Genomic DNA, 26323 nt, shown 5'->3' with positions numbered 1-26323 from the left:
CCGCTCCTCTCAGGGAGGCGTTTGTTCATGCGCCAGGAGGCTTCTGGCCTCCATGACTCACAAGAAACTCAGGAAATCCGAAATTCAGCAGCTCTGGATATGGTTGAAGATGTCCTTCATCTTTGAACCAATACAGTAGGAGAGCAAGCAGCCCGCAGATCGCTTCAAGTGTGTTCTGCTGATTGGCTCGCCAGAAGTTGGTGTCGCGCTCATGCTTGACCTTGTTGTGAGCGGTCCACCAGATGGGCGGTATCGGGTTGGCCGGGTCCCAGCTCAGCCACGGTTGAACTTTTCGCCTGTATCTCGGGATGTCGATCCCAATCTGGTGTAGACCGGCGAACCGCGCCGTGAGGATGGCCTGATAGTGGATGATGTTGCTGGCGTTCTGACCAGCAGCCTCTCGGTTACAGAGCATCTTCGCAATTACGTCGACTTCGCTACCGATCAACAACAGAAGTTTTGCATACTCGTTCGAAAATGCCGTACCGTTATCTGGGTGAAGTTCGACAAAGTCGATGGTGCGCAAAAAGTCCTTTTCAATAGACAGGAAGTAGTACCAACGGTCATCGCTCATTGCGTCACCACCTGCTCCGAACATCTTGCATTTTAGGCATGATGGGACCATGCCGGCAACTGGCCCGTCCACTCCCTCAGGGACACCGCACTGACCGAACGACCGAGTTTTCGCTCTGGGTCACAAGCGGCGGTAGACGCCAAACTGAATCGGCGTCCGGTCTGCCTCTGAGAGCCTACATGACACGTCTTCAAGCGAGCTCGGCTTAGGGCCAGAAGCGGAAGTCTGAGTTGCGCCGGATCAGCTCACATTGCGACTTCGAAACAGAGAAGCCGTGCCGAAACGCGCTCGGAGAAAATACCGCCGATAGCGGGCGCCGTACGAAAACCGCAGCCATCGTTCCCGCTGCTTTGCGATTGCCATTCCGTGACGGAAGTAGAGAGCGATGGTCGCGAGAATAGCGATAACGCCAATGATCCAGTGTCCAGACCAGAATAGCGCAATGCTAAAGAGCCAAACGACGAAACCCGCAGCCAGCCAAAGAAGCCAATAGCCAATATACGAGGGATAATCCGGCATCTTGTTTATCGGCATAATCCCCACCACTCCGTCACTGGACCAAGCTGCAATACCCACTAACTTAGCTCTAGCACGTCAAACGATATGCCCAAGAAATGGGTAGAGTTCCATACGTTGAACCGCGAACCACCTTACCGTTCGAGGTTGCGGCGCCAGCGGACGTTCAGGCCGATATGATGTAACCGCAAAGGAAGACAGACTCGACTTGGCCACGCGCTTTCCAATAGGCTTCTGCTTTCCAATTACAACTAGCGGGGAGCGAAATGACTGAAAGAATCGATGTCGAGGTTACCGGAAAATCGCAGTTTGAAGTCGCCTACGACATGGCGAGATACATTCTCATCAATATGGAAGGTCGTCAGGTGAAAAGCATAAAGCGGCAAGAGCTCTTGCATTTGGTAGCTGACTGCATCGAGACCTTGCGCGGCATCAAGGTCAAGCAGATTATCAGCTAAAGGCTTGCAATCGCGCGGCAACCGTCCACCCGTGGCTGACCTCCGCAGCGTCCTCTACGCCCCACAACGGAAGCCGCCAACGCCCAAGGGACCTTCGGCTCCGGGCCATATCCCGACCCATGCGCGCGCTGGCTTTCCGCTATTTTATGTTGAACCGCAGTACTGTAGCGGCGATCTCGAAACGAGGTTCGCGATGACCTCCAGGTCCTCGATCAGGCGGCTCGGCGCCCCGCTCGTCGCTTTTTTTCTGACCATCTGGCCGGCGGTTGCGCCGGTAGGTGCTGTTGAGGACGCCAGAAAGGTTGGCGTGGTGTCCTTTGGACTGTACGGCGATCAAGGCGTGTTTAGATCCGAGGCGATCGGTGCGGCTCGGGTCGTGGCCAGCCGTTTCGAGACTGGCCCGATTATCGTGGAGTACAATTCCAAGAATGGCGGAAGTGCAACAATCGAAGCTCTGACCAAGTCGTTGCAGACGGCAGCCAACCGCTTGGACGCAGAGAAAGGTGTTCTCTTTTTGATTCTCACCTCGCATGGCTCTCCTGATGGCCTTGCAATCAAGGCGGGGCGGCTCACAGAAACGCTCACGCCATCTCGGCTCCGCGACATGCTCGCGAAGACAGGTGTGCGACACAAGGTGGTGGTCATCTCGGCTTGTTATTCTGGGATTTTTATCCCGCGTCTGGCAAACCCCGATGTGCTGGTCATCACCGCGGCCGATGCCAAGCATCCATCGTTCGGCTGCCAGGACAAGGCCAAGTGGACTTATTTTGGCGACGCTTTTTTCAATCGCGCGCTCCGGAATGCCATTAGCCTGAAGGAGGCGTTTCTCGGTGCGCGCTCACTCGTCCGGAAGCGAGAATTGCGGGGACATTTCGAGCCGTCGAATCCGCTCATGGCGGGCGGCGCAAACGTGCTGCCGTTGCTTGTCGCACGCCCATGAACTACCGGCTGCGAACGCAGAGGCTAGTGCTTGCGGAGGCATCGCCGTTCTGGTCTCCTCCGATAAGCAGGCTGTTTGGCGATCCGCTTAGACTTCGCATTCGGGCCATTAAGCGACATTGCCAAGTCGAGGCTATCAAATTGAACCGCGGGCGTAGGGCGGCGTCGCAGGTCGCGCGGCGCGCTGACATGTGTTAAGCTTTTTCTGGCCGGTTAAGCATCGGGAGAGGATTGTGACGCGACGCGAGTTCATCGCACTCGTCAACAGCGCGGCGGCAAATCCGACCGCTCGGCGCGCGTGCAGAGCGCCCGCCAGAACGTGTCCTCTATTTCACATACTCGGCCGGCTATCGGCACGATGTCATACCACTTTCCGAAGCAATCCTGACGCAGCTTGGAAGGATTTCCGGTGCCTTCGAAGTCATTGCAACGGAAGACTTGTCTGAATTTTCGACCGGAAACCTCGAGCGGTACGCCGCTGTGATGTTCTACACAAGCGGTGAAATTCCGATGAGCGGCGCCCAAAAGATAGCACTTCTCAACTTTGTGCGCTCGGGCCGTGGCTTTCTCGGCGTTCACTCGGCCACGGACACATTCTACACTTGGCCAGACTATCTCGATCTGATCGGCGGCTACTTCAACGGTCATCCCTGGCATCAGAGTGTGACCATCGAGGTGGCTGATGTTGCAGATCCACTGGTGGCGTTTCTGGGGAATTCGTTGCAGTTGAACGATGAAATCTACCAGATCAGCGACTTCGACTATCGTGGATCACGCGTGCTCCTGCGCCTCGACCAGAGTTCGGTGGACCTCAATAAGGCCGGTGTGCATCAACGCTTCTATGGTTGGCCGCTCGCCAAGAAACGATTTTACGGTGGCGGGCGAGTATTCTATTCGGCGCTTGGCCACGAGGCGTCGGTCTGGCAGGATCCGCGCTGCCAGAAAATCCTTACTAACGCTATCCTCTGGTCTACGGGAAGGTCGGCCTAGTGCAACCGGATTGCTATGCCGCTTCTGCCTTTCCTACAGGCAAATATTGTGGCGGCTATCGACAATGCCGCTCGCCTGGATCGAGACTGGCTGTCGCCCGGCATGCCTTATTCTCGGAAGTATCCGACGGTGCAAAGAACTGAAAGGCAAGAACATAGGCCACTGCCCGCTCAATGCTGGTTATCACTTCGGGTTTGGGCCCAAAATCGGCGGTCGACACCGTTGCGAGCCCCTTCCGGTCTACTCTCGACAGCCGCGCTTGGGTGAGCATCAGGCTAGGCAGCCTCGGGCCATTCGCGTCGATGAAGCCGCGGTTCGGCTAGGTCCGGTTTCCCTCTGATGCCCGACCTGCCAACAAATATTTGGAAATAATCGGCAAGGGCCATGGGCCGACGCAGTCCATTTGAGCAACGAGCCTTTATGCCAATAAATAAACTTCGCCTCTGAAGACAATCAGATGAAAGAATGATGCGCGTTGGGACAGTGCGACTGTCGGATTACATCGCTTGCACCAATGGAGGTTTGAGCATTCACTCAACGACGATGTGAAGCTACCGCAAATCGTTTTCGAATATGCCTGAGCTTTCACAGGATGAAGTGATGAACAGCCGCCTCGGCGTGTGGCGTGTGCGATGGTTAGTGAACAGGAGAGGCATGCGCAGTCAGGTCCACCTAACTGATGTGGCATGACCCAAACGCGCAGCCTCATGCGCGCCATCCTGCACTGTCGAAGGTCAACAAGCGGGAGGAGAACAATGAGCACCTGGCTTAGTGAGCGAGAACAGCGTCTTGTCGCGGGCGCGGAGGTGGCATCGGCGGCACTGCCGATTCCAACCCAGATTGTTTCCAACGGCGAGTATCTCCCGCCCCCGCAGAGCGCTACGCAAAAGAAGGTCGAGGCTCGGATCAACGAGCTCGCCGACGTGAACGGCAAACACCTCGGCTTGAGCCGCAGGCAGTTCCTGCACACGAGCTGCGGCATGGCGGCAGCGTTCCTCGCCATGAACGACATCTACGGCAATGTCTTCCAGGTTGCGTCCGCCGAAGCCCGCGAACCAGAGCTGATGCTGGCCCGGGCGCAAAGCCTCGCCGACCAGTTCATCTTCGACGTCCAGACCCATTTCGTGCGCGACGACTTCGACCACAAGGAGCTCTTGGGCCTAGGCGAGTTCGCAAGCCAGCACTGGAACCCGAAGATGAAGGACGAAGGCGTCTCCTCCCTCGCTCGCTACAAGTTCCAGAACTACGTGAAAGAGATCTACTACGATAGCGATACCAACATGGCGCTCCTGAGCGGCGCGCCGTTCGACGACCCGAGCTGGTGGCTCCTGTCCAACGAGCAGATCGTCAAGGCGCGCGAGCTGATCAACGACTTCGCCGGCTCGCGGCGCCTCTTGGCGCACAGCGTCATCACCCCGAAACAACCCGGGTGGATGGACGAGGTCGATAAGGCCATCGCAGTCTATAAGCCCGATTCCTGGAAGTCTTACACGATCGGCGACCCGCTGGCGCCCTCCAAATTCCCATGGCGGCTCGACGACGAACAGCTGATGTATCCGTTCTACGAGAAAGCGGTGAAGGCGGGCATCAACACGCTGTGCGTCCACAAGGGGCTGCTGCCGCCCGACTACGAGAAGTCTTTTGCCGGGGTGTGGGAATACGCAACGGCCTGGGACATCGGAAAAGCCGCCAAGGATTGGCCACAGATGAACTTCGTGATCTACCACTCGGCGCTACGACCTTTCCTTGAGCTGCCGGACAAGGCATGGGCAGAGTTCGAGCAGACGGGCCGCATCCAATGGGCTACCGATCTCGCGGAAATCCCGCAGAAGTTCGGCGTCACCAACGTCTATGCCGAGCTTGGCACTTCTTTTGCCAACTCGGCGGTGGCGCATCCGAAGTTCTGCGCCGCGCTGGTCGGCACGCTGATCAAGGGCATGGGCGTCGACCACGTGATGTGGGGCACCGACTCGGTCTGGTACGGCTCACCGCAGTGGCAGATCGAGGCGCTGCGCCGGCTCGAAATTCCGGAGGACATGCAAAAGAAGTACGCCTTTGCGCCGCTCGGCGACGCCAATAGCGCCACCAAGCAGCAGATCTTCGCCGGCAACGCAACCAGGTTCTACAAGATCAAGCTGAAGGCGGCCGACAACACCGGGATGCCTGCCTATTCCGAGGACCGCCTCGCGGCGCTCAAGAACGAGTACACACAGGCGGCGAAGCAACCCTCGAACTTGCGTTACGGCTACGTGCGCGCCGCGTAAGCGAACGGCACCAGCGGAGCGTCGCCCGCTCCGCTGGTGCCGAGGACGCGCGTCTAGGGGATAACAGAGATACCGATCGGCAAATCCAACTTCGGCTTTGGGTCACAATCCGACGTTCTCGCAGCTTTCGGGTACGTCCGCTCCATTTTCCGAAACCGGACGTCATCCCACTCCGAACCCTCGCCGGACCCCTTCCTGCGGCTATGGCTCCCGGACCTGCGCAAAGGCCTGGCAACGCGATGCGTTGCCAGGCCTTTGCTTGTCCGGAACGACAATGAGTGTGGAGCTGCGTCGTAGCCTTACGATTCGATCTTCACGTATTCGAAATCGCCGGGCTTGTTGTCGATGCCGACCTTGGGCGGCGAGATCCAGGAGGCGAACTGGCCGATCTCGGTGACGGGCTGCATCAGGGAGGTGATGAAGTCGCCGTCGCTGGCCGACGGCAGCCACTCGTCCTTGCGCTTGGCCCAGGTGGCGTCGTCGATCAGGATGCCGTCGGGCGTGGCGTGCACGTCCTTGAACTCGCCGATGTGGCGGTGGAAGGCGACATTGGGCAGCGTCAGCTTGAAGTCGTAGCCCGCGGTCGAGATCACCTTGTTCCAGCGCAGCATGCCCTTGACGCAATCCTGGCTGTAATCGTCGCGCAAGCGCATGTTGAGCGCGGTCAGCGCGGGCTCGTCCACCAGCTTGATCTCGCCGTTGATCAGCTTGAGCACCGGATAGGTCGAGTTCTTGAGCTGGTGATCGTCGTCGATCTGGGTCTCGTGATAGCGGCCCTTGATGCCGGCGTTGAAGGCGTTGGCCGCGTTGGTCGAGACTTCCGAGCCGAACAGATCGAGCGAGAGCGTGTAGTGCAGGTTGAGCTTCTTCTGGATGGTCGGAAGATCGATCACGCCGAGCGCGCGGACTTTCGCGATGTCGGTGGGATCGGTGATGCCGGCCGCCCTCATCGCCTCGCAGGTGCGCTGCACGACGCGGGTGATGCCGGTCTCGCCGACGAACATGTGGTGCGCTTCCTCGGTCAGCATGAAACGGCAGGTGCGCGACAGGGGATCGAAGCCGGACTGCGCGAGCGAGTGCAGCTGCATCTTGCCGTCGCGGTCGGTGAAATAGGTGAACATGAAGAAGGACAGCCAGTCCGGCGTCGCCTCGTTGAAGGCGCCCAGCATGCGCGGCGCGTCGGCGTCGCCGGAGCGGCGGCGCAGCAAATCATCCGCTTCCTCGCGGCCGTCGCGGCCGAAATATTTCTGCAGCAGATAGACCATCGCCCAGAGGTGACGGCCTTCCTCGACATTGACCTGGAACAGATTGCGCATGTCGTAGAGCGAGGGCGCGGTCTTGCCGAGATGGCGCTGCTGCTCGACCGAGGCCGGCTCGGTGTCGCCCTGGATCACGATCAGGCGGCGCAGCATGGCGCGATGCTCGCCCGGGACTTCCTGCCACGCCGGCTCGCCATAATGCTCGCCGAACGGCACGACGCGATTTTCTTCCTGGGGCGCAAGCAGGATGCCCCAGCGATATTCGGGCATGCGGACGTAGTCGAACTTGGCCCAGCCGCGCGGATCGACGGAATAGGCGGTGCGCAAGTAGACCAGCGATTCCTGGAAGCCGTCCGGCCCCATGTCGCTCCACCAGTCCATGTAGCCGGGATGCCAGCCCTCCAGCGCTTTCAGCACCTGGCGATCTTCGGCGAGGTTGACGTTGTTCGGAATCTTGGTCGAGTAGTCGACGTTCATGATGTTCATGTTCATGGCCGTGCTCCTTGTTTCTTGTCCCGGACGCTGCGCAACGCGAAGCGGTGCGCTGCTGAGCCGGGACCCGCTGTCTCGTCCTTCTGGGTCCCGGTTCTGCGTCGCATCACTTCGTGCTGCGCCGCGCCCGGGACACGATCGTCGTTACACCCGCGTCATATCGAATTTCGGTTTCTGGCCGCTGCCGTAGCGGCGCAGCGCGCCTTCCTCGCCGACCGCGTTCGGGCGCTGGAAGATCCAGTTCTGCCAGGCGGTGAGGCGCGCGAAGATCTTCGATTCCATCGTCTCGGGGCCGACGAAGCGCAGGCTCGCTTCCATGCCGGTGAGGCTGTCGGGCGAGAAGCTGGCGCGCTCCTCGAGGAATACGCGGACCTCATCGTCCCAGTCGATGTCGTCGAGCGCGAAGGTGACGAGGCCGAGCTCTTCGGCCTGCTCGGCGTCGAGGCTGGTGCCGAGCGTTGCTTCCGCGCGCTCCAGGTCGGACGGATCGGCCTGGAAGCGCGATTGCAGCCGGGTCAGGCCATGGCTCATCGGATACGGGCCGAAGTTCATGGCGGACAGCTCGATCGACGGCGGCGGGCGATTGTCGCCCTGGCGCGTGCCGATCAGCATGTAGGAGCGATCGGCGGCGAACACGAGCTCGGCGAGCGTGCCGGCAAAGCAGGAGCCGGGCTCGACCAGCGTCACCAGCGTGCGCGAGGTGACGTCGATGCGCTTGAGCACGCGCTTCCAGTAATGCCTGATCTCGTTAACCAGCCAATGCGCCTTGTTGGCTTCGAGGAAAGCATCGCAAGCCAGCACATGGGCGCGGTCGCCATGGCTCTTGAAGACGAGCATCGCGATCTCGAGCTCGTTGATGCGCAGATGCAGGATGGCATCGTCAAGCTCGCGCGCCACTTGCAGCGGCCAGAACGAGGCGCCTTGCGCCATCATGCCGTCGATGTCGGCGGGCGGCGCGGTCTCCGGCGCCTTGATCGAGATGGTGGCGATGCGGGCGGTGCGATCGATGTCGACGGTAACGAAGCCGTAGCGGAGGCTGTTTTGGTCGATCAGACGCCTAAGCGGCGTCAGCGCGATCCCTTTCCCGTTGCCCTTGCGCGTCGAGGCCGCCGCAAACTCCTTGGCGCGCTCGGCGATCCTGGCCTCGAGCTTGGAGTTCGGCGCGATCTCGTCGACGAGGCGCCATTGCACGGCGCGCTTGCCCTTGACACCTTCCTCGATGGTGCAGAAGACATCGGCGTGGTCGCGCCGCACCTTGCGCTTGTCGACGACGCGGGTGAGGCCGCCGGTGCCCGGCAGCACCGCGAGCAGCGGCACTTCGGGCAGCGCCACGGCAGACGAGCCGTCGTCGGCGAGGATGATGTGATCGGTGGCGAGCGCCAGCTCATAGCCGCCGCCGGCGGCGGAGCCGTTCACGACCGTGATGAAGCGCTGGCCGGAATTCTCCGACGAATCTTCCATGCCGTTGCGGGTCTCGTTGGTGAACTTGCAGAAGTTCACCTTGTGGGCATGGGTGGAGCCCGCGAGCATGCGGATGTTGGCGCCGGCGCAGAACACGCGGTTCTTGGCCGAGCGCAGCACCACGACCTTCACTTGCGGATGCTCGAAGCGCAGGCGCTGGATCGCGTCGGCGAGCTCAATGTCGACGCCGAGATCGTAGGAATTGAGCTTGAGCTGGTAGCCCTCAAACAGGCCGCCATTCTCGTCGACGTCCATGGTCAACGTCGCGACGTCGCCGTCGACCGCGAGCTTCCAATGCTTGTAGCGGGACGGTTCGGTCTGGAAATCGATGAATGTCGCGCCGCCTGCGAGGCGCCGATCTTCCCCGGCCATGAGCCACCCTTGAGCTTGCTTATGCGTTTTGGAGCGTTAGATGCACAATAGTGCATCTTATCAGGTAAGTCCAGCCCGAATCTCGGGATTACATGCACTTTGCTTCATCCAGACGCGCAGACGCCTCACGCGGCCTGAAGCCCTGGATCGTCGCGCAAGGCGGCCCTGGCGAACTGCGTGATGGCATCGAGGGTGGGCGACGGGGCCTCGCGATGCGGGGAATGCCCTGCGCCGGCAATGATTTTCAGGTCGACCGGGCAGTAACATTCCTCCTGGGCGATCTCGGCCTGGCGCAGGGTCCCATATTGATCAACGACGCCCTGCACGATCAGGACGGGCACGCGGATGTAGGCGAGGTATTCGGAAATATCCCAATCGCGGAATTTCGGATCGAGCCAGGCGCCGTTCCACCCCGCGAAGGCGTTGTCGACGTCCTTGTGCCAGCGCGCGAGCTTCGCCCTGAGATCCGTGGTCTCGAACGTCGTCTTGATCGCGGCAATCGACTTGATCGAGATGTCCTCGACGATGAAGTGCGGCGCGATCAGGACGAGGCCGTTGAGGCGATGATCCTGATGCGCCCCGGCATAGATGGTGGCGATCGAGGCGCCGTCGGAATGGCCGAGCAGGAGGCCACGCTTGAAGCCGATCATGTCGAGCAGCTTCGGCAGCACCTCCAGCGCCTCGCGATGCATGTAGTCGAGCGGCCGCGGCAGCGCGACCGGGCTGGACTGGCCGTAGCCAGCGCGCGAATAGGCGAAGATGCCCGCGCCGGTGGCCTGCTGCAGCTTCTCAGGGAAGTCGCCCCAGAGCCCGATGCAGCCGAGGCCTTCATGCAGCATGACGATGGTTGGGGCGTCGGCGGAAGGCGGCGCGAGCCATTTGTATTCGAGGCTGGCGCCGCCGATGCTGAGGAAGCCGGTGGGGGTGAGTTGCGTCATGGTCGAATTCCCATTCCTAGCCAATACCGAGATGCCCACCCTCCCCTGGAGGGGGAGGGTGAGCAAGCGAGTCCGCCGCCTGCACCATCAATGCGCCCCCTCCCGAAGCTTGAATCGCTGGATCTTGCCCGTCGCTGTCTTCGGCAGCGAGTCCACCACATCGATCCAGCGCGGATATTTCCAGGGGCCGATCTTCTGCTTGACGTGCTCCTTGAGCATCTCCTGCAAATCCGTCGTCTTGGCGCCCGGGCGCAGCACGACGAAGGCTTTGGGCTTTAGGAGTCCTTCCGGATCGGCCTCGGGCACGACGGCAGCTTCCAGCACCGCCGGATGCGTGATCAGCGCGCTCTCCACTTCGAACGGCGAGACCCAGATGCCGGAGACCTTGAACATGTCGTCGGCGCGACCGCAGAAGGTGTAGCGGCCATCCGCGTCACGGATGTATTTGTCGCCAGTGCGCGTCCATGGCCCCTCGAAGGTGCGGCGGCTCTTGTGGCGCTGGTTCCAGTAGCCCTCGCCGGCCGAGGGCGCATCGACCAGGAGTTCGCCGACCTCGCCGTCGGCGACGTCCTGCCCGGCCTCGTTGACGAGCCGCACCGCGTAACCGGGCACCGGCTTGCCGGACGAGCCGTATTTGATGTCGCCGGGCGCGTTCGAGAGAAAAATGTGCAGCAGCTCGGTCGAACCGACGCCATCGAGAATGTCGACACCGAAGCGTGCCTTCCAGCTGTGGCCGACGGATTCCGGAAGCGCCTCGCCGGCGGAAGTGCAGATGCGCAAGGCCTTGCCGCCGCGCTCGCTCTTCATGGTCTCGTCGTTGAGCATCGCCGCGAACAAGGTCGGCACGCCGTAGAAGATCGAGGGATTGTAGCGGTTCATCAGGTCGAACATGCGCGCCGGCGTCGGCCGCTCGCTGTTGAGGATCACGCTGGCGCCGACCGACATCGGGAAGGTCAGCGCATTGCCGAGGCCATAGGCGAAGAACAATTTCGCCGCGGAGAGACACACATCGCTCTCGCGAATGCCGAGCACCTGCTTGGCGTAGGTGTCGGCGGTCGCCTGCAAATTGGAATGAAGATGGCGCACGCCCTTCGGCATGCCCGTCGACCCCGACGAATAGAGCCAGAACGCCGGCTCGTCCGGATGCGTCGGGGCGGTGCTGAACTGGTCGCTCTCGCCGGCGAGCTCTTCGGCAAGCTGCTTGTGGCCGTTCTGCTTGGCGCCGGAGACCACGACATGCTCGAGATCCGGCATGCGGCCGACGACGTCTTTGATGACAGGATAGAGCGCTTCGGACACGAACAGCACGCGTGCGCGGCAGTCGGCGAGGATGTAGGCGTATTGGTCCGCGGTCAGCAGCGTGTTGAGCGGCACCGGCACGATGCCGGCGCGGATCGCGCCCAGGAACACGATCGGAAAATCGACCGTGTCCAGCATGATCATCGCCACGCGCTCCTCGCGGCGGACGCCGAGCCGGCGCAGCATGTTGGCGGCGCGCCGTGTCCGTTGCTGGAGCTCGCCGTAGGTGAGCCGCGAGACGGTGTCGTCGAAGGCGAGCTTGCCGCCCCTGCCCTCCTCAACATTACGGTCGAGCAGCCAGGTCACCGCGTTGTAGGATCCCTCGCTCACGGACATCTCCCCCGAATTTAGAATTATAATTCATAGAAAGACACCACGGCGGCTTGCTGTCAATGGCAGCAGGCACTATGTTTCATTAAAACGCGCCGCAGGACCCCTGTAAAGAAGGCTCATGACCGAAAGTCCCGACGCCGAATCCCGCTTCCTCGAACAGCTCGGCCAGCGTGTGCGCACCATGCGCGCGCTGCGCGGCATGTCGCGCAAGGTGCTCGCCAAGGTGTCAGGGATTTCGGAGCGCTACATCGCGCAGCTCGAGAGCGGCAAGGGCAATGTCTCGATCGTGCTGCTGCGCCGCGTCTCCGACGCGATGGGCGCCCATCTCGAAGATTTGCTGCCCAGCGCCGATCCGACCCCGGACTGGCAGATGTTCCGCGACCTCTTGCGCAAGGCGACCCCCAGCCAGATTGCGCAAGCAAAAGATCTGCTCACTGGGGGCAGCGCCTCCGCGCCCCGGCGCGCGCCATTCTGCGGCATCGCGCTGATCGGCCTGCGCGGCGCCGGCAAGTCGACACTTGGGCGGATGCTGGCGAAGAAGATCGGCTGGAGTTTTGTCGAGCTCAACAAGGAGGTCGAGCAGCAGAACGGGCTCTCGGTCGCCGAGATCATCGCGCTCTACGGCCAGGAAGGCTTTCGCCGCATGGAGCAGGCGGCGCTGCAACAGCTGCTCGCGCGCAACGAGCTGATGGTGCTGGCGACCGGCGGCGGCATCGTCTCGGAGCCTTTGACCTTCGACCAGGTCCTGAGCTCGTTCTACACGATCTGGCTGAAGGCCGAGCCCGAGGAGCACATGGCGCGCGTGCGCCGCCAGGGCGATCTGCGCCCGATGGCCGATGATCGCTCGGCGATGACGGAGCTGCGCAACATCCTGCTCAGCCGCGAGCCGTTGTATTCGCGCGCAACCGCGGTGGTGGATACCGCCGGGCTGTCGGTCGATGCAGCCGCCGCGCGGCTGATCGATGCCGTACGGCCGGTGCTGCAGAACGAAGCGCGCAGCTTCGGGCTGCGCAGCGTGGCGCTGTAGAGAATGAACGACACCACCACTGCAATCTCCATGTTCGAGCGGATCGGCGGCCGTGCCACGATCGACGCCCTCGTCGAGCGCTTCTACGACCGCATGGACTCGCTGCCGGAAGCGAGGATCATCCGCGCCATGCATGCGGACGACCTCGGCGAGATCAGGGACGTGCTGAAGCGCTATCTCACCGAATGGACCGGCGGCCCGCGGCTCTATACCCCCGAGAAAGGCCATCCGCGGCTGCGCCAGCGCCATTTCGGCTTTTCCATTGGAGATGCCGAGCGAGACGCGTGGATGCTCTGCATGCGCGGCGCGCTGGAGGAGACAGTGGCAGACGCGGCCGCACGCCAGGATCTCGACAAGGCGCTGTCCGGCCTCGCCGACTGGATGCGCAACCGGCCGTGACAGGGCGGTTGCGCTTCGGCGCAATTCGACGGCGTGCCACGCACCGGGTCATTTGAGTTCCGCGGCGATCGCCTGCTAAGCTCCAGGCATGACCGACACGCTCCCTGACACCATTCGCATGGAGCGCGAAGCGACGGAGCGTTAGCGCGTGATGGACGCACCTCCCGATGTCATCCGTCGACCCGCCTCGCCGCGCCTTGCGCGGCTGATCTCGAGTATTTCGTTCTACCGCGAGCGCGGCATCGGCTTGGCCGCCTTCCGCCACGCTGCGCCGCTTACACTGCCTCTGCTGGTGAATTTGGGAACGCCCTTCCGCATTGCGCTCGGACACCAACCGGACACCGCCGATGCGCGGCCGAGTTTCGCGGCGGGTCTCTTTCCTGGGCCGGTCGTGATCGAATCCGACGGGCGCGCCGAATGCATTCAGGTCGATTTCACCCCGCTCGGGGCGTATCGCTTCTTCGGAGGAGCCGTGCCCGATCTCACCGCGCGGATCGTCGGCCTCGACGACATTCTGGGATCACTCGGTAGGGACCTCCGCGCCAGGGTCACTGAGGCGGCCGGCTGGCAGCGACGATTCGAGATCGTGGAAGACTTCGTGCTTCGCCGCGCCGTACACGAGCCCTCCCCTGAGGTCGCTTTCGCGCTGGACACGCTCTGGCAAGGCGCGGGCGCGGTCAGGATCGCCGACATGGCCTCCGAGATCGGCTGGAGCCGCAAGCATCTCACGCGCCGCTTCCACCACGAGATCGGCGTTCCGCCAAAGGTGCTGGCCCAGATGCTGCGCTTTCATCGAGCTTGCGCCCTGGCCCGAACGAATCGCGCAGGCGGCTGGGCGGCCATCGCCGCGGAGGCCGGCTATGCCGACCAGGCACATCTTGCTCGCGATTTCCGGATGTTCAGCGGAGAGACGCCGACCAGATGGGCCGCCCGGCTCGATGCCGTCGATCTACGCCTGACGCGCGACGGCGGAGGCTAGCGCCGAAACAGCGCCAGCCTCGGGCAAGTCCCATTTGTTCAAGCCGGCCGCCGTGATCCGAACTAAGGTCGGCCTCTCAAAAGGACTTACGTTGGACGTCTCGCAACGAGCTTGGAGAGTGCCATGAACCAAAACGTTTACGAAGCGCCCCGCCTCTACCACACCATGCGCTGCAAGGATGCGGAGGCGATGATCGCCTGGCTGAAGAACGTTCTCGGCTTTGCCGAACGGGTGGTGTACCGAAAGGACGGCACGGTCGTTCACGCCGAACTGGCGTTCGGATCGTCGATCCTCATGCTGGGCGCGCATCGCGACGACGCCTACGCCAAACTGATTGGCGACATCGACGCCCGGCGGACGGACGCCGTCTATCTGGCTGTCGATGATCCCGACGCGCTCTATCAAAAGGTGAAAGCCGCCGGTGCGCAGATCGAGATGGAGCCCTACACGACCGATTATGGCAGCCGCGATTTCGCCGCACGCGATCCGGAGGGCGGGCTCTGGAGCTTCGGCACCTATTGGCCCAAGGTCGGCGAGCAGCCGCTCGCCGGATAGCGGGCGCTCGCGTCGGACAACCATCGGCCGCCGCTTGAGCCAGCCGCGTCCGCGCCGAGAATGCGAGCTGGCCGGCCGTTTCCCGGCTAGATCGACCAGTAATGCGGATGCGGGTACGGCCGCGAGCGGTCGCCCCAGTCGAACGCATCGCCATCGAACTCGCACGGGCCGCTGCTGAGCTCCTCCAGCGTCAGCTCGGTCTGGAAGGCCTGGCGCCTTGGATCGTATTTCAGCGCGCTCCACTGCAGCGGATAGTGGTGATGGGTGCCGAGCAGCCCGCCGGTCTTGATGACGGCGTAGGCGACCGTTCCGCTCATCTTGTCGAGCATCAGTCGCTCGATCGTGCCGAGCTTCGTGCCGTCGCGTCCGTAGACGGCGACGTGCTCCACGCGATCACTGGGAACCATGGTGTGGTTCATGGTGTCCTCCCTGTTCTCTTGTGTTCGCGACTATTATAGCACCCATTTCGAGGCGGCGGGAGCAGCTATAGAAGCTGCGAACGCACCGCCTCCGTGCCGTCCCGCAGCAACGGCAGGAAACGGTCGATCAGCTCCTGCGCCGGCACGCGGTCGACATGGGCGCCCATGTTGATGGCGGCGACGATGATGCCGTCGTAGCGGCGAACGGGGACCGAGATCGAGCGGAAATGCGGCTCGGCCTCGCGATCGACCAGGGCATAGCCCTGGGCGCGGTCGGCAGCAATGCGCGCGAGCAGCACCTTCGGGTCAGTCATCGTCTGCGGCGTCAAGGCCTCCCGCTTCATCGTCTTCAGACGCGCGGCGAGATCGGCGTCGTCGAGCTGGCCGAGCATGGCGCGGCCGACCGAGGTGCAGAAGGAAGGCAGGCGGTAGCCGATCTCGAGCCCGCCGGAGAACAGGCGTGTCGGGCTGCTGCGGGCGATGAACACGACCTCGTCGCCGTCGAGCACGGCCAGCGAGGAGATTTCATTCGCCGCCGTCGCAACGCGATCGAGCACCGGTTGCAGCACCGTGACGAGCTGGCTGGATCGCAAATAGGACGCAGCCAGCGTCAGCACGTGCGGCGTCAGCGAGAACAGCTTGCCGTCGCCGCTGACGAAACCGGCACGCTGCAGCGTGAACAGCATGCGCCGCGCCGTCGCACGCGGCAGAGCGGCAGCGCGGGCGAGATCGCTCAGCGTCATCGGGCCGGCATTGGTGCCGAAGCACTGCAGGAGGCGCAGCCCGCGGTCGAGGGCCTCGACGAAATCCGTCGCCCGCTCGTCAGTCTCGTTCCGTTTCAGCTTGGGCATGGGCTCGGATAGTCCTGCAAAATAGTGCTTGCTGCCGGTTAAAGGCATGTCATAATTCGCCCATTCGTTCAATAGGCGAACAAACCGCTTCTCCAGAAAAGGACGCGACCGCCATGATGAGCCAGGAGCAGAACGACCTGATCACCCGCACCGGGCCGAAGGAGCCCTGCGGCAAGCTGATGCGGAGCTACTGGCAGCCAGCGGCGCTGGTGGATGAGCTGGAGGGCGCGCGGCCGATCCGGCCCGTCAAATTGCTGGGCGAGAACCTGGTGCTGTTCCGCGACGAGACCGGGCGCTACGGCCTGATCGACCGCCACTGCGCCCATCGCGGCGCCGACCTCGCCTTCGGGCGGCTCGAGCATGGCGGCCTGCGCTGCGCCTTCCATGGCTGGCTGTTCGACGCCACCGGCCAGTGCATCGAGACGCCGGCCGAGCCGAAGGATTCGAAGCTCTGTCAGAACATCCGCCAGCGCTCCTATCCCGTGGTCGAGAAGAGCGGCATCCTCTGGGCTTATCTAGGCGAAGGCGCCCCGCCCGCATTCGCGGAGATCGACTGCTTTGTTGCACCCGGCACGCACACCTTTGCCTTCAAGGGCCACATGGCCTGCAACTGGCTGCAGGCGCTTGAAGTCGGCATCGATCCCGCCCACGCCTCCTATCTGCACCGCTTCTTCGAGGACGAGGACACCTCGACGGCTTACGGCAAGCAGTTCCGCGGCGCCTCCGCCGGCAGCGATCTGCCGATGACGAAAATCCTGCGTGAATACGATCGCCCGATCATCAATGTCGAGCACACCGAATACGGCCTGCGCCTGATCGCGCTGCGCGAGATCGACCAGGAGCGCACCCATGTGCGCGTCACCAACCAACTCTTTCCGCACGGCTTCGTCATCCCCATGAGCACGGAGATGACGATCACGCAATGGCACGTGCCGGTCGATGACGAGAACTGCTACTGGTATGCGATCTTCACGAGCTATTCGAACCCGGTCGACAAGCAGAAGATGCGCGACCAGCGGCTCGAGCTCTATGAGCTGCCCGACTACATCTCGCGCAAGAACCGCAGCAACGATTACGGCTTTGATCCGCACGAGCAGCAGACCGCGACCTATACCGGCATGGGCAACGACATCAACGTTCACGACCAGTGGGCGGTGGAATCGATGGGCGCGATCCAGGACCGCACCAAGGAGCATCTCGGACAATCAGACAAGGCGATCGTGCAATACCGCCGTCTGCTGCGGCAGGAGATCGAGAAGGTCCAGGGCGGCGAGAAGCCGTTGCTGTTTTTGGACGAAGCCAATGCGCGCAGCATTCAGGGCCCGGCGACGATGGACGGCATCGGACCGACGCGGGGTTGGGAGACCTATTGGATGGAAGTCGACGTCAAGCGCCGCCGCGGCGCGCCGTGGACCGCGCCGGTGCCAAAGGAGATCGCGGACAACGTGCACCGGTTGACGGCAGCGGAGTGAGGATGACGGCCTATCCTCGTCATTGCGAGCGCAGCGAAGCAATCCGGACTGTTACCGCCGATGAATTTCTGGATTGCTTCGTCGCAAGAGCTCCTCGCAATGACGGAGAATGTGGCGCATGCTTCGCGCCTCACGACTGAGGGAGTAGCAAAGTGACTTTCGTCGCGCACCATGCGCTGTGGTCGGATGAGCAGAGGGACGCAGCCCAGCGCATGCGCCGCATCGCCGAGGAGAAGAACCTCGAGGTCATCCGCCTCGCCTTCCCCGACCAGCACGGCATCTTGCGCGGAAAGACCATCGTCTCGTCCGAGGCGATCGCCTCGCTGGAGAGCGGCTGCTCCATCACCACCACCATGCTGGCCAAGGATACCTCGCACCGCACGGTATTCCCGGTGTTCACGGCAGGCGGCGGCTTCGGCATGAAGGAGATGGAGGGCGCGGCCGACGTTCTCATGGTCGCCGATCCCACCACGTTTCGCGTGCTGCCGTGGGCGCCCACCACGGGCTGGGTGCTGTGCGACCTCTATTTCAACGACGGCCGTCCCGTGCCGTTCGCGACGCGCGGGCTATACAAGCGCGTCCTCGACGAGCTCGGCGCGCGCGGCTACGATTTTGTGGCGGGGCTCGAAGTGGAATTCCACATCTTCAGGCTCGACGATCCGCACATGCGCGCGGAAGACGCAGGACAGCCCGGCACGCCGCCCTCGGTCAGCCTGCTCAGCCACGGCTATCAATATCTCACCGAGCAGCGCTTCGATCAGATGGAGCCGGTGCTGGAGATCTTGCGCCGCGACATCATTGCGCTGGGGCTGCCGTTGCGCTCGGTCGAGGTCGAGTTCGGGCCGAGCCAGTGCGAATTCACGTTCCAGCCGAAGAAGGGCCTCGAGCCCGCCGACAACATGGTGCTGTTCCGCAGCGCGGTGAAGCAGATCGCGCGCCGCCATGGCTATCACGCCACCTTCATGTGCCGACCGAAGCTGCCGAACGCGTTCGCGAGCGGCTGGCACCTGCACCAGTCAGTGGTCTCGCGCGCCAGCGGCGACAATTTGTTCATGGCGAAAGACGGCAGCGAACCGCTCAGCGCGTTCGGCAAGTCCTACCTCGCCGGCCTGCTCGATCACGCCCGCGCCTCGACATTGTTCACCACGCCCACCATCAACGGCTACAAGCGCTATCGCTCCTATTCGCTGGCGCCCGATCGCGCGATCTGGGGCCGCGACAATCGCGGCGTGATGATCCGCGTGCTCGGCGGCGCGGGTGATGTCGCCACGCGCCTGGAGAACCGCATTGGCGAGCCCGCGGCCAATCCCTATCTCTACATGGCCTCGCAGATTCTCTCCGGACTCGATGGCGTCAACCGCAAGCTCGATCCCGGCCCCTCAGCCGACGCGCCCTACGAGACCAAGGCGCCGCCATTGCCGAAAAGCTTGCGCGATGCGGTCTCTGCACTGAAGGACGATCCGTTCTTCCGCGAGAAGCTCGGGGCCGAATTCGTCGATTACTACACCCACATCAAAAACGCCGAGATCGATCGCTTCCTGTCGGAAGTGACCGACTGGGAGCATCGCGAATATTTCGAGATGTTTTGAGCAAGTCCGGTTCGACCCGGCACCGGCGCCTCACTTCAGCCGAATCGTGTCCACCCGACGGCACTGGACGCAATGAAAGACGTGCTCCGCAGGCAGCGTGACTATTCCAGGTAGTGTCGCCAGGAACTTCATTGGGCGCCCGCATTTTGAGCAGATGAGGATCGGCGGATCGTCTTCGCGATCGGAACTCATACAATAACCGGGTCTGAAGGCCGCTCGCACGTTACTGCCGCGCTGCGCACGCTTCATCTCGGGACAACTACCGGCCTCTATCGGAATCCGGTCCGGACTCGATCGGCGCGCTGCTTCACGCCCCCGTGAGGCGACTTCTTCCGGACTGTTCCGACGACATCGCGCCAGCCCCGGACGAAGCCATTTCCTCATCCGGCGAAAAACGCCGGAAAGGCAGGCGGCGTATAACGCTCTCCAATGATCAACAAAGGAGTTCGGTCATGTGGGGTCGACTTTTCAGCCTGATCTATCGCCTGTCCTGCCGGACCACCCTGATCGAGATCGGCGTGCACCGCCTCGCGCGTTGAGGCCCATGAAGCCCGCGGGAATTAGGTAAGATCGATTGACCAGATGACGGGGATTGCCATGCGCAAGCTGATCCTGATCGCGGCGATGTCGCTGCTCGCAAGCCAGGCCAATGCCGGAGGCTCGCGGAGCCTCAGCTTGGCGGCCAGCAATGCAAGCCAGCAGGCGGAACAGCCGGCCACCGCGACGCCAGTTCCGGCGCAGACGACTCAAGGCCCGCCAGCAACGAATGTGCCGACGGCGACCGCACCAGCTGCATCGACGGCGCCTGCCTCGACAGCTCCCGCCGCCACGACGTCCGCCCGGCCCGCAACGGCGTCGACGACCGAAACAGCCAAGCCGAAGCGCCGGCAGCCGTCCACCGAGGCGCGCGTGATCCGCGAGCTGCATCGGCATGGAATTTATTGGTGAGAGCTCACCGCTCTCTCCGCGTCATTGCGAGGAGCCCTTGCGACGAAGCAATCCAGACTGTTTCCTCGGAGATGGCCTGGATTGCTTCGCTGCGCTCGCAATGACGCCGACAGAGCGGAGCTCAAATTCCCAGATATTTGTGCTGCAGGTCCGGCGCGGCCATCAGCTCGTCGGAGGTGCCGCTCCACACCGTCTTGCCGCGCTCGATGATGTAATGGCGATCGCAGATGCGGGCGAGATGGTCGACGTTCTTGTCGACGACCAGGATCGACTGTCCGCGGCTCTTGAGCAGCGACAGGCAATTCCAGATCTCCTCGCGGATCAGCGGCGCGAGGCCTTCGGTCGCCTCGTCCAGGATCAGGAGTTTTGGATTCGTCATCAACGCGCGGCCGATTGCGAGCATCTGCTGCTCGCCGCCTGAGAGCTGGTTGCCCATGTTGGACGCACGCTCGGCAAGGCGCGGGAACAGCACGTAGATTGCGGCGAGCGTCCAGGGATTGTCGCTGTTGAAGCGATCGGCCGCGGCTGCGACGAGGTTTTCGCGCACGGTGAGATTCGGGAAGATCTGGCGGCCCTCGGGAACGAGACCGACGCCGAGCTTGGCAATCCTGTAGGAGGGAAGCTGCCGCACCTCCGCGCCCGCGAAGCGAATGGTGCCTGCGCGCGCCGGCGTCAGGCCCATGATGGAGCGGATGGTGGTGGTCTTGCCCATGCCGTTGCGGCCCATCAGCGAGACCATCTCGCCCGGCTTGATTGACAGCGACAGGCCGAACAGCACCTGGGATAGGCCGTAACAGGTCTCGATGCCGTCGACCTCGAGCAGCGTGTCAGCCATGATGCGTCACCACATGCTGATCGCCGAGATAAGCGCGCTTGACGTCCTCGTTGGCGCGGATCGCGGCCGGATCGCCGGAAGCGATGACGCGGCCATAGACCAGCACCGTGATGCGGTCGGCCAGCGCGAACACCGCCGGCATGTCGTGCTCGACCAGCACGATCGAGACCTCTTTCCGCAGCTCCTGAAGCAGTTTCACCATGCGCTGGGATTCGGTGACGCCGAGACCCGCCATCGGCTCGTCGAGCAGCAGCAATTTCGGCTTGCTCGCGAGCGCGACCGCCAGCTCGAGCTCACGACGCTCGCCATGGCTCAGCCTGGACACCACGACATCGGCACGATGCAACAGGCCGACGCGATCGAGCGCGGCGTGGGCGGCATCGCGCAAGCCCTTCTCCTTGCGCGCGTTGGCGAAGAAGCGGAACGAGGTGCCGGCATGCGCCTGCGCCGCCAGCGCGACATTGTCGGCGGCGGTGAAGTCGAGCAGCAGCGAGGTGATCTGGAACGAACGCGCGAGGCCCAGCGCGCAGCGGCGATAGGCCGGCAAGTCGGTGATATCGCGGCCCGCCAGCGAGACGCTGCCGGAATGCGGCGCGAGGTGCCCCGTGAGCTGGCTGATCAGCGTGGTCTTGCCGGCGCCGTTGGGGCCGATGATGGCGTGCAACTCGCCGGATGCGACGTCGAGCGAGACGTTGTCGGTCGCGATGATGCCGCCGAAGCGACGCACCAGCTTTTCGACGCGGAGCAAGGGTTCAGCCACGGCCAGCCCTCCCGAGCACGCCCATGATGCCGCCGCGGCCGAACAGCACGATGAGCAGCAGCAGCGGACCCATGATCAGCGCCCAATATTCGGTGATCTGGGACAGGAGCTCCTCCAGCAGCAGGAACACCACCGCTCCCATGACGGGACCGAACAGCGTGCCCATGCCGCCCAGGATCACCATCACCATGAGGTCGCCGGAACGGGTCCAGTACATCACGGCCGGGCTGACGAAATCGGTGTTGTTGGCGAGCAGCGCGCCGGCGAGGCCGCACATCGTGCCTGATATGACGAAGCAGACCAGCTGGTAGCGTTTGGCCGGAAAGCCGATCGCCTGCATGCGCTGCTCGTTGGAGCGCAGGCCCTGCACCACGAGGCCGAAGCGCGAATTGACGATGCGCCAGATCAGGAAGATGACGCCGAACAGGCAGGCGAGGCAGAGATAATAGAACTGCACGCGATTGCCGAGATTGATGAGGCCGGAGAAGTCGCTGCGATTGTAAATCGTGAGGCCGTCATCGCCGCCGTAACGCGCCAGCCCCGAGGCGACGTAATAGGCCATCTGGGCAAAGGCCAGCGTGATCATGATGAAGTAGACGCCGCGCGTGCGAAGCGAGAGCGCGCCGATCACGAGGGCATAGATCGCGGAGGCCGCGAGCGCGACCGGAAACTGGATGAAGCCGGAACCTATGCCTTCCTGCGCCAGCATGCCGACGGCGTAGCCGCCGATGCCGAGATAGGCGGCATGGCCGAAGCTCATCATGCCGCCGAAGCCCATGATGAGGTTGAGGCTCGCGGCCGCCAGCGCCAGGATAATGATGCGGGTGAACAGCGTCAGGATAAAGATGTTGCCGGACAGCTGCGAATAGAGCGGCAGCAGCACGAGGCCGGCCAGCATCAGGGCCGTGACGGCCTTGCTCACGCTCAGACTCTTCATCGACGATTGGCCGGAAACAGCCCCTCCGGCCGCACCACCAGCACGATCGCCATTAAGAGATAGATCAGCATGGAGGACAGCGCGGGTGCGGCGGTGGATGCGGCGGCGCCGCTCAGCACCTGCCGTAGTAGATTGGGCAGGAAGGCGCGGCCGAGCGTGTCGATCATGCCGACGAAGATCGCGGCGAGGAAAGCGCCGCGGATCGAGCCGATGCCGCCGATCACGATGATGACGAAAGCGAGGATCAGGATGTTCTCGCCCATTCCGATCTGCACGGTGAGGATCGGGGCCTGCATCAGCCCGGCAAGGCCGGCGAGCGCGGCGCCGAGCCCGAAGACCAGCGTGTAGAGCAGCTTGATGTTGATGCCGAGCGCGCCGATCATCTCGCGGTTGGATGCGCCGGCCCGGATCAGCATGCCGATGCGGGTGCGCATCACGCCGAGATAGAGCAGGAGCGCAACGAGCAGGGCCACCACGATGATGGCAAGGCGATAGGCGGGATAGTGAATGCCGGGAAGGATCGGCACCGGCACGGTGAGCCAGGCCGGCAGCGGCAGCGCCAGGCCCGCCGGGCCCCAGATCAGCCGCACGGCTTCATTGAAGAACAGGATCAGGCCGAAGGTCGCGAGCACATGGTCGAGATGGTCGCGGCCATAGAGATGCCGTAGCGCCGTCACCTCCAGCACGATGCCGAGCACGAGCGTGGCCCCGAGCGCCATCAGCGCGCCCAGCACGAAGCTGCCGGTCCAGGCCGCGAAGGTCGCGGCGAAATAGGCGCCCATCATATAGAGCGAGCCGTGCGCGAGGTTGACGAGATCCATGATCCCGAACACCAGCGTCAGGCCCGCCGCGAGGAGGAACAGCAGCAGGCCGAACTGCAACCCATTCAAGAATTGTTCGACGACGAGCAGCATCAAGACTCTTTCAGGCGCGCGCAGCGTCGCGCCGATGTTCGAACATAGTCGCCATCAGTGAAAGAGCTCCCCCTGCCTCTTCAAGGCCGAAAAATGGGTAATGGCAGTATCGTTCCGAGGCAAGAGCGATTCGACACCAGACATGCACTTTGTTGCATCTCGGCACATGCGGCCGAGACGCGCCTCGCAATGCAAAAAGGCTGCCGCGCGGCGTGAGGCAACCTGCCGCACCCAAATAACACCACCCTCTCACCGGCTGGCGGTGAGAGGGTGCGATCGTTCCGGGATCGAGCAGGGCTGCGGCTAAGGCGCGATGCGATCAGGATGAATCGTCATCGCACTTTTCCGGATCATGCTCTAGTGCGACGTCATCGGCCTGGGGAGCTCGTCCGGCTCGGCGAGAACAGAGTTGGCTGTCGAGGCCTCCAGGGCCGCCATCCGAAACAGATAGGCGAGCGTCGTTAGCCCGGTATCGTCGGCCATTTGCGCCAGCTCGAGCGCCATGTCGGACATGTAGCCGAGATTCTCGTCTTTGATTTGCGCCATGATCTGGCTGTCCCGCATCACGTTCGACATCTCAAGCGCTCTTTCGTTGCGCGGCAACATGACCGCAGAGGTTGGCACGGGCGACGGCATCGAGACGAGGGCCGTCCTGCTGCACGACCGAAGCCATGCCGATCCGGCGATGCAGGGCATCGCGCGTCTCCCGACGAATGTCGATGGTCGCCGCCATGGTCCATGCGTTCTCAACCAGAGCTGGCAGGCCAAGCGGCGTCACGACGAAGCCGGCCTCATGGAAGCGCGGCAACCACCAAGTCTCCATGATCGCGCTGACCTGCGCGATTCCCTGATCGAGGCAGAACTCCTGCACCGCGGCCATCAGTTGCAGATTGAGCGCGCCGTCGCGGCGATCGCGCACGACGAAGTAGCGCGACCATTCCCACACCAAGGGATCGGCGGGCCAGCCGCGAACCGCCGCCAGATGCGGAAACACCTCACTCATCATCGAGGGCTTGGTGGTCGGATAGAGCCGATGACCGCCCACGACGCGGCGGCCTTCCAGCGCCAGCAGATAGACGGTGTCCTCGTCGTCGTAGGAATCGATCTCGCGGCCATCCGGCCTGCGCAGCGTCTCCCAGCGCCGCTCCTCGACGAAGATGTCGTGACGCAGCCGGAAATGCTGCTCGATGACGTCTTCATAAAGGTGGCGATTTACCGCGGAAATTGCGTGAATCATGAAAGCCCCCATTCATCCTCAATGGAGGCAGACTCTGCTAAAAGACGCAGCTTCGGTATTGGGAAATTTCCCAGTAAGGCGGCTAAAGAGTGATGATCTTGTTCCGAATTGCCAGCGCGACCGCATGCGTACGGTTGACGGCGCCGAGCTTGCGCGCGGCAGTTGCAAGATGCTCTTCGGCGGTGCGCTGGGTGATGTGAAGGATCTCGCCGATTTCCCAGGCCGACTTCCCCTGCGAAGCCCAGGCGATTACCTCGCGCTCGCGCGGAGTGAGGCGCGTCGACGGATGCGGCATCGGCTCGAGCAGGCGGCGAATGTGGTCGAAGCCATACATCGCCATCAGGTGCAGCGCCGGCTTGCTGCGGGCGTTGAGGTCGAGATGGACACCGCCTAGCGAGACCGCGGCCTCGTAGCCGGTGAGCCCGTGGATTGGCACGATGAAGCCGCGCGACATGCGGAACTCGCTGGCGCGGTTCATCACCTCGGCCGCATTCGGCTCGAGTTCCGCATCATAGGGCGCTTCCGACCACTCGAACGGATTGACCGACTGCCGGCACAACCGCACCACGGGATCGAACCGATCGTAATTGTTCTCGGTGTAGAGGCTGAACCATCCCGCAGGCCAGCGCTTGGCGAGCACCATCTGCGCAAATTGCTGATCGGGATTGGGCAACCCCGTCACGATGATGGTTTCGAAGCCGAAGCGACCGAACGCCGCTTCGAGCGCATTCATGGCCTCTGGCACCTTGCGGTAGGTCTGCAGACCTTCAATGAAGTCGAGCGCCTCCCGGCCATAGTCTACGGCGGACATCGTACGTTTCCTGACCCTCGCCGCTTCCGTATAGCACGTATTCGCAGACCGCCTCAATTCGCTGTGGCCGTAGTTTCCCGGTGCTCTCCGCTCTGAAGATTTAACTACTTGTGGCAGAATTGACGCCACGATACACCTGAGAGCGTCCGAAGCGGGAAACCAACGATGGAAGACGAGGACATCGCCCTCAACAGCGTGCTCGGCCTGGAATTGAACCGCGTGTTTTTTGCTGTCCGTAAAACGGCGAACAAGCAGAAGATCATTGAGTTTGCGCGCGAGGTGCTGCAGAGCGAGCGCGCGGAGCTGGCCGAGAGCGTGTCGCCGGAAGGGCCGGCGAGCTAGAACGCCGTTGCAACAGACGACGCCGAAGCAACAGATCGCGCGACGACGCCATTCCATTTGAACGCGCGGATTTTAGTCGAGACACCCTGAAAGAGAATCTTGGCCTCTTCTCCTCCTGTTCAGAGGGTTGATGAAGCGGCCGCGCACGCGTGCCCCGGACGCAGCGCAGCGTCTCTTCGACGATGCGCTGCAGAGCCGGGGCCCATCCATCCACAACCTCCTCTCTGGCTTTCTGGGTCCCGGCTCTGCGCCGCAACGCCAAAAGCGTTGCAGCGCGTCCGGGACACAGGACTTGCCTCCGCTCACATCGAGCCACTTGGCGCTGGATGACATTGCGGCTCTCGTGAGATGAT

General features: G+C 62.8%; 26 protein-coding genes. 12 read left to right on the top strand and 14 right to left on the bottom strand.

Going from position 1 to position 26323, the window contains the following annotated elements:
* Positions 1 to 25: 25 nt before the first annotated feature.
* Positions 26 to 574, bottom strand: a complete 549-nt coding sequence (locus HZZ16_RS14630) for a hypothetical protein (RefSeq protein ID WP_197949143.1) — start codon at positions 572 to 574, stop codon at positions 26 to 28.
* Between the two features lie 782 nt (positions 575 to 1356).
* Between HZZ16_RS14630 and HZZ16_RS14625 the strand changes: the two genes are divergently transcribed.
* The 4 genes from HZZ16_RS14625 (at position 1357) to HZZ16_RS14610 (ending at position 5741) form a co-directional block, all read left to right on the top strand.
* Positions 1357 to 1548, top strand: coding sequence for a hypothetical protein (locus tag HZZ16_RS14625; RefSeq protein ID WP_197949142.1), 192 nt, complete (start codon positions 1357 to 1359; stop codon positions 1546 to 1548).
* 193 nt (positions 1549 to 1741) lie between these two features.
* Positions 1742 to 2488 (top strand): C13 family peptidase, encoded by a 747-nt coding sequence (locus HZZ16_RS14620; protein WP_197949141.1) that lies wholly within the window; start codon positions 1742 to 1744, stop codon positions 2486 to 2488.
* 278 nt (positions 2489 to 2766) lie between these two features.
* Entirely contained in the window at positions 2767 to 3477 is a 711-nt protein-coding gene (locus HZZ16_RS14615) for a ThuA domain-containing protein (protein ID WP_311974139.1), read from the top strand.
* 755 nt (positions 3478 to 4232) lie between these two features.
* Positions 4233 to 5741 carry an amidohydrolase family protein gene (locus HZZ16_RS14610; RefSeq protein WP_197949140.1) on the top strand — a complete coding sequence of 503 codons (1509 nt, stop codon included), beginning with the start codon at positions 4233 to 4235 and terminating at the stop codon, positions 5739 to 5741.
* Between the two features lie 299 nt (positions 5742 to 6040).
* Here HZZ16_RS14610 and boxB read toward each other — a convergent pair whose 3' ends face one another.
* The 4 genes from boxB to HZZ16_RS14590 all read right to left on the bottom strand — a co-directional run bounded on the left by boxB (position 6041) and on the right by HZZ16_RS14590 (position 11892).
* The gene (gene boxB, locus HZZ16_RS14605) at positions 6041 to 7492 is read right to left on the bottom strand and encodes a benzoyl-CoA 2,3-epoxidase subunit BoxB (protein ID WP_197949139.1); all 1452 of its coding nucleotides are present in this window, start codon (positions 7490 to 7492) and stop codon (positions 6041 to 6043) included.
* Between the two features lie 144 nt (positions 7493 to 7636).
* Positions 7637 to 9325 (bottom strand): 2,3-epoxybenzoyl-CoA dihydrolase, encoded by a 1689-nt coding sequence (boxC, locus tag HZZ16_RS14600; protein WP_197949138.1) that lies wholly within the window; start codon positions 9323 to 9325, stop codon positions 7637 to 7639.
* Positions 9326 to 9450: 125 nt separating this feature from the next.
* Entirely contained in the window at positions 9451 to 10263 is an 813-nt protein-coding gene (locus HZZ16_RS14595; protein WP_197949137.1) for an alpha/beta fold hydrolase, read from the bottom strand.
* 87 nt (positions 10264 to 10350) lie between these two features.
* Positions 10351 to 11892 (bottom strand): benzoate-CoA ligase family protein, encoded by a 1542-nt coding sequence (locus tag HZZ16_RS14590; RefSeq protein WP_197949136.1) that lies wholly within the window; start codon positions 11890 to 11892, stop codon positions 10351 to 10353.
* Between the two features lie 121 nt (positions 11893 to 12013).
* Here HZZ16_RS14590 and HZZ16_RS14585 point away from each other — a divergent pair, with 121 nt between their 5' ends.
* The 4 genes from HZZ16_RS14585 (at position 12014) to HZZ16_RS14570 (ending at position 14855) form a co-directional block, all read left to right on the top strand.
* Positions 12014 to 12922 (top strand): helix-turn-helix transcriptional regulator, encoded by a 909-nt coding sequence (locus HZZ16_RS14585; protein ID WP_197949135.1) that lies wholly within the window; start codon positions 12014 to 12016, stop codon positions 12920 to 12922.
* 3 nt (positions 12923 to 12925) lie between these two features.
* On the top strand, positions 12926 to 13321 hold the full coding sequence (locus HZZ16_RS14580) for a group II truncated hemoglobin (protein ID WP_197949134.1): 396 nt from the start codon (positions 12926 to 12928) through the stop codon (positions 13319 to 13321).
* A gap of 151 nt (positions 13322 to 13472) precedes the next feature.
* On the top strand, positions 13473 to 14300 hold the full coding sequence (locus HZZ16_RS14575) for a helix-turn-helix domain-containing protein (protein ID WP_197949279.1): 828 nt from the start codon (positions 13473 to 13475) through the stop codon (positions 14298 to 14300).
* Positions 14301 to 14423: 123 nt separating this feature from the next.
* Positions 14424 to 14855 carry a VOC family protein gene (locus HZZ16_RS14570; protein ID WP_197949133.1) on the top strand — a complete coding sequence of 144 codons (432 nt, stop codon included), beginning with the start codon at positions 14424 to 14426 and terminating at the stop codon, positions 14853 to 14855.
* 86 nt (positions 14856 to 14941) lie between these two features.
* Here HZZ16_RS14570 and HZZ16_RS14565 read toward each other — a convergent pair whose 3' ends face one another.
* Complete coding sequence (locus HZZ16_RS14565; protein ID WP_197949132.1) at positions 14942 to 15274, bottom strand: PRC-barrel domain-containing protein; 333 nt, start codon at positions 15272 to 15274, stop codon at positions 14942 to 14944.
* A 65-nt stretch (positions 15275 to 15339) separates the two neighbouring features.
* On the bottom strand, positions 15340 to 16125 hold the full coding sequence (locus tag HZZ16_RS14560) for an IclR family transcriptional regulator domain-containing protein (protein ID WP_197949131.1): 786 nt from the start codon (positions 16123 to 16125) through the stop codon (positions 15340 to 15342).
* A 113-nt stretch (positions 16126 to 16238) separates the two neighbouring features.
* On the opposite strand from HZZ16_RS14560, the gene HZZ16_RS14555 reads away from it, so the two are divergent.
* The 3 genes from HZZ16_RS14555 (at position 16239) to HZZ16_RS14545 (ending at position 20134) form a co-directional block, all read left to right on the top strand.
* Positions 16239 to 17597, top strand: coding sequence for an aromatic ring-hydroxylating dioxygenase subunit alpha (locus HZZ16_RS14555; RefSeq protein WP_197949130.1), 1359 nt, complete (start codon positions 16239 to 16241; stop codon positions 17595 to 17597).
* Between the two features lie 152 nt (positions 17598 to 17749).
* Positions 17750 to 19186, top strand: coding sequence for a glutamine synthetase family protein (locus HZZ16_RS14550; protein WP_197949129.1), 1437 nt, complete (start codon positions 17750 to 17752; stop codon positions 19184 to 19186).
* A gap of 597 nt (positions 19187 to 19783) precedes the next feature.
* Positions 19784 to 20134: a hypothetical protein gene (locus HZZ16_RS14545; RefSeq protein ID WP_197949128.1), complete on the top strand. Its 351-nt coding sequence runs from the start codon at positions 19784 to 19786 to the stop codon at positions 20132 to 20134.
* 121 nt (positions 20135 to 20255) lie between these two features.
* Here the strand turns inward: HZZ16_RS14545 and HZZ16_RS14540 are convergent, their stop codons facing one another.
* From HZZ16_RS14540 to HZZ16_RS14510, 7 genes are all read right to left on the bottom strand, one after another.
* The gene (locus HZZ16_RS14540) at positions 20256 to 20969 is read right to left on the bottom strand and encodes an ABC transporter ATP-binding protein (protein ID WP_197949127.1); all 714 of its coding nucleotides are present in this window, start codon (positions 20967 to 20969) and stop codon (positions 20256 to 20258) included.
* Positions 20962 to 21729, bottom strand: a complete 768-nt coding sequence (locus tag HZZ16_RS14535) for an ABC transporter ATP-binding protein (protein ID WP_197949126.1) — start codon at positions 21727 to 21729, stop codon at positions 20962 to 20964. The genes HZZ16_RS14540 and HZZ16_RS14535 overlap by 8 nt, the downstream gene beginning before the upstream one ends.
* Positions 21722 to 22666: a branched-chain amino acid ABC transporter permease gene (locus HZZ16_RS14530; protein ID WP_197949125.1), complete on the bottom strand. Its 945-nt coding sequence runs from the start codon at positions 22664 to 22666 to the stop codon at positions 21722 to 21724. Before HZZ16_RS14530 ends, HZZ16_RS14535 begins: the two co-directional genes overlap by 8 nt.
* Positions 22663 to 23580: a branched-chain amino acid ABC transporter permease gene (locus tag HZZ16_RS14525; RefSeq protein WP_197949124.1), complete on the bottom strand. Its 918-nt coding sequence runs from the start codon at positions 23578 to 23580 to the stop codon at positions 22663 to 22665. The genes HZZ16_RS14530 and HZZ16_RS14525 overlap by 4 nt, the downstream gene beginning before the upstream one ends.
* Positions 23581 to 23937: 357 nt before the next feature.
* Positions 23938 to 24156 carry a hypothetical protein gene (locus HZZ16_RS14520; RefSeq protein WP_197949123.1) on the bottom strand — a complete coding sequence of 73 codons (219 nt, stop codon included), beginning with the start codon at positions 24154 to 24156 and terminating at the stop codon, positions 23938 to 23940.
* Position 24157: 1 nt separating this feature from the next.
* Positions 24158 to 24817, bottom strand: coding sequence for an acyl-homoserine-lactone synthase (locus tag HZZ16_RS14515; RefSeq protein WP_197949122.1), 660 nt, complete (start codon positions 24815 to 24817; stop codon positions 24158 to 24160).
* 82 nt (positions 24818 to 24899) lie between these two features.
* Positions 24900 to 25628, bottom strand: coding sequence for a helix-turn-helix transcriptional regulator (locus HZZ16_RS14510; protein ID WP_197949121.1), 729 nt, complete (start codon positions 25626 to 25628; stop codon positions 24900 to 24902).
* 165 nt (positions 25629 to 25793) lie between these two features.
* Here HZZ16_RS14510 and HZZ16_RS14505 point away from each other — a divergent pair, with 165 nt between their 5' ends.
* Positions 25794 to 25970 carry a hypothetical protein gene (locus HZZ16_RS14505; RefSeq protein ID WP_197949120.1) on the top strand — a complete coding sequence of 59 codons (177 nt, stop codon included), beginning with the start codon at positions 25794 to 25796 and terminating at the stop codon, positions 25968 to 25970.
* Positions 25971 to 26323: the final 353 nt, after the last annotated feature.

The sequence above is a fragment of the Bradyrhizobium glycinis genome (assembly GCF_016031655.1).
GTDB lineage: Bacteria > Pseudomonadota > Alphaproteobacteria > Rhizobiales > Xanthobacteraceae > Bradyrhizobium > Bradyrhizobium glycinis.
Note: the sequence above shows the minus strand (reverse complement) of the source record. Positions and strands in the feature narration are given on the sequence as shown.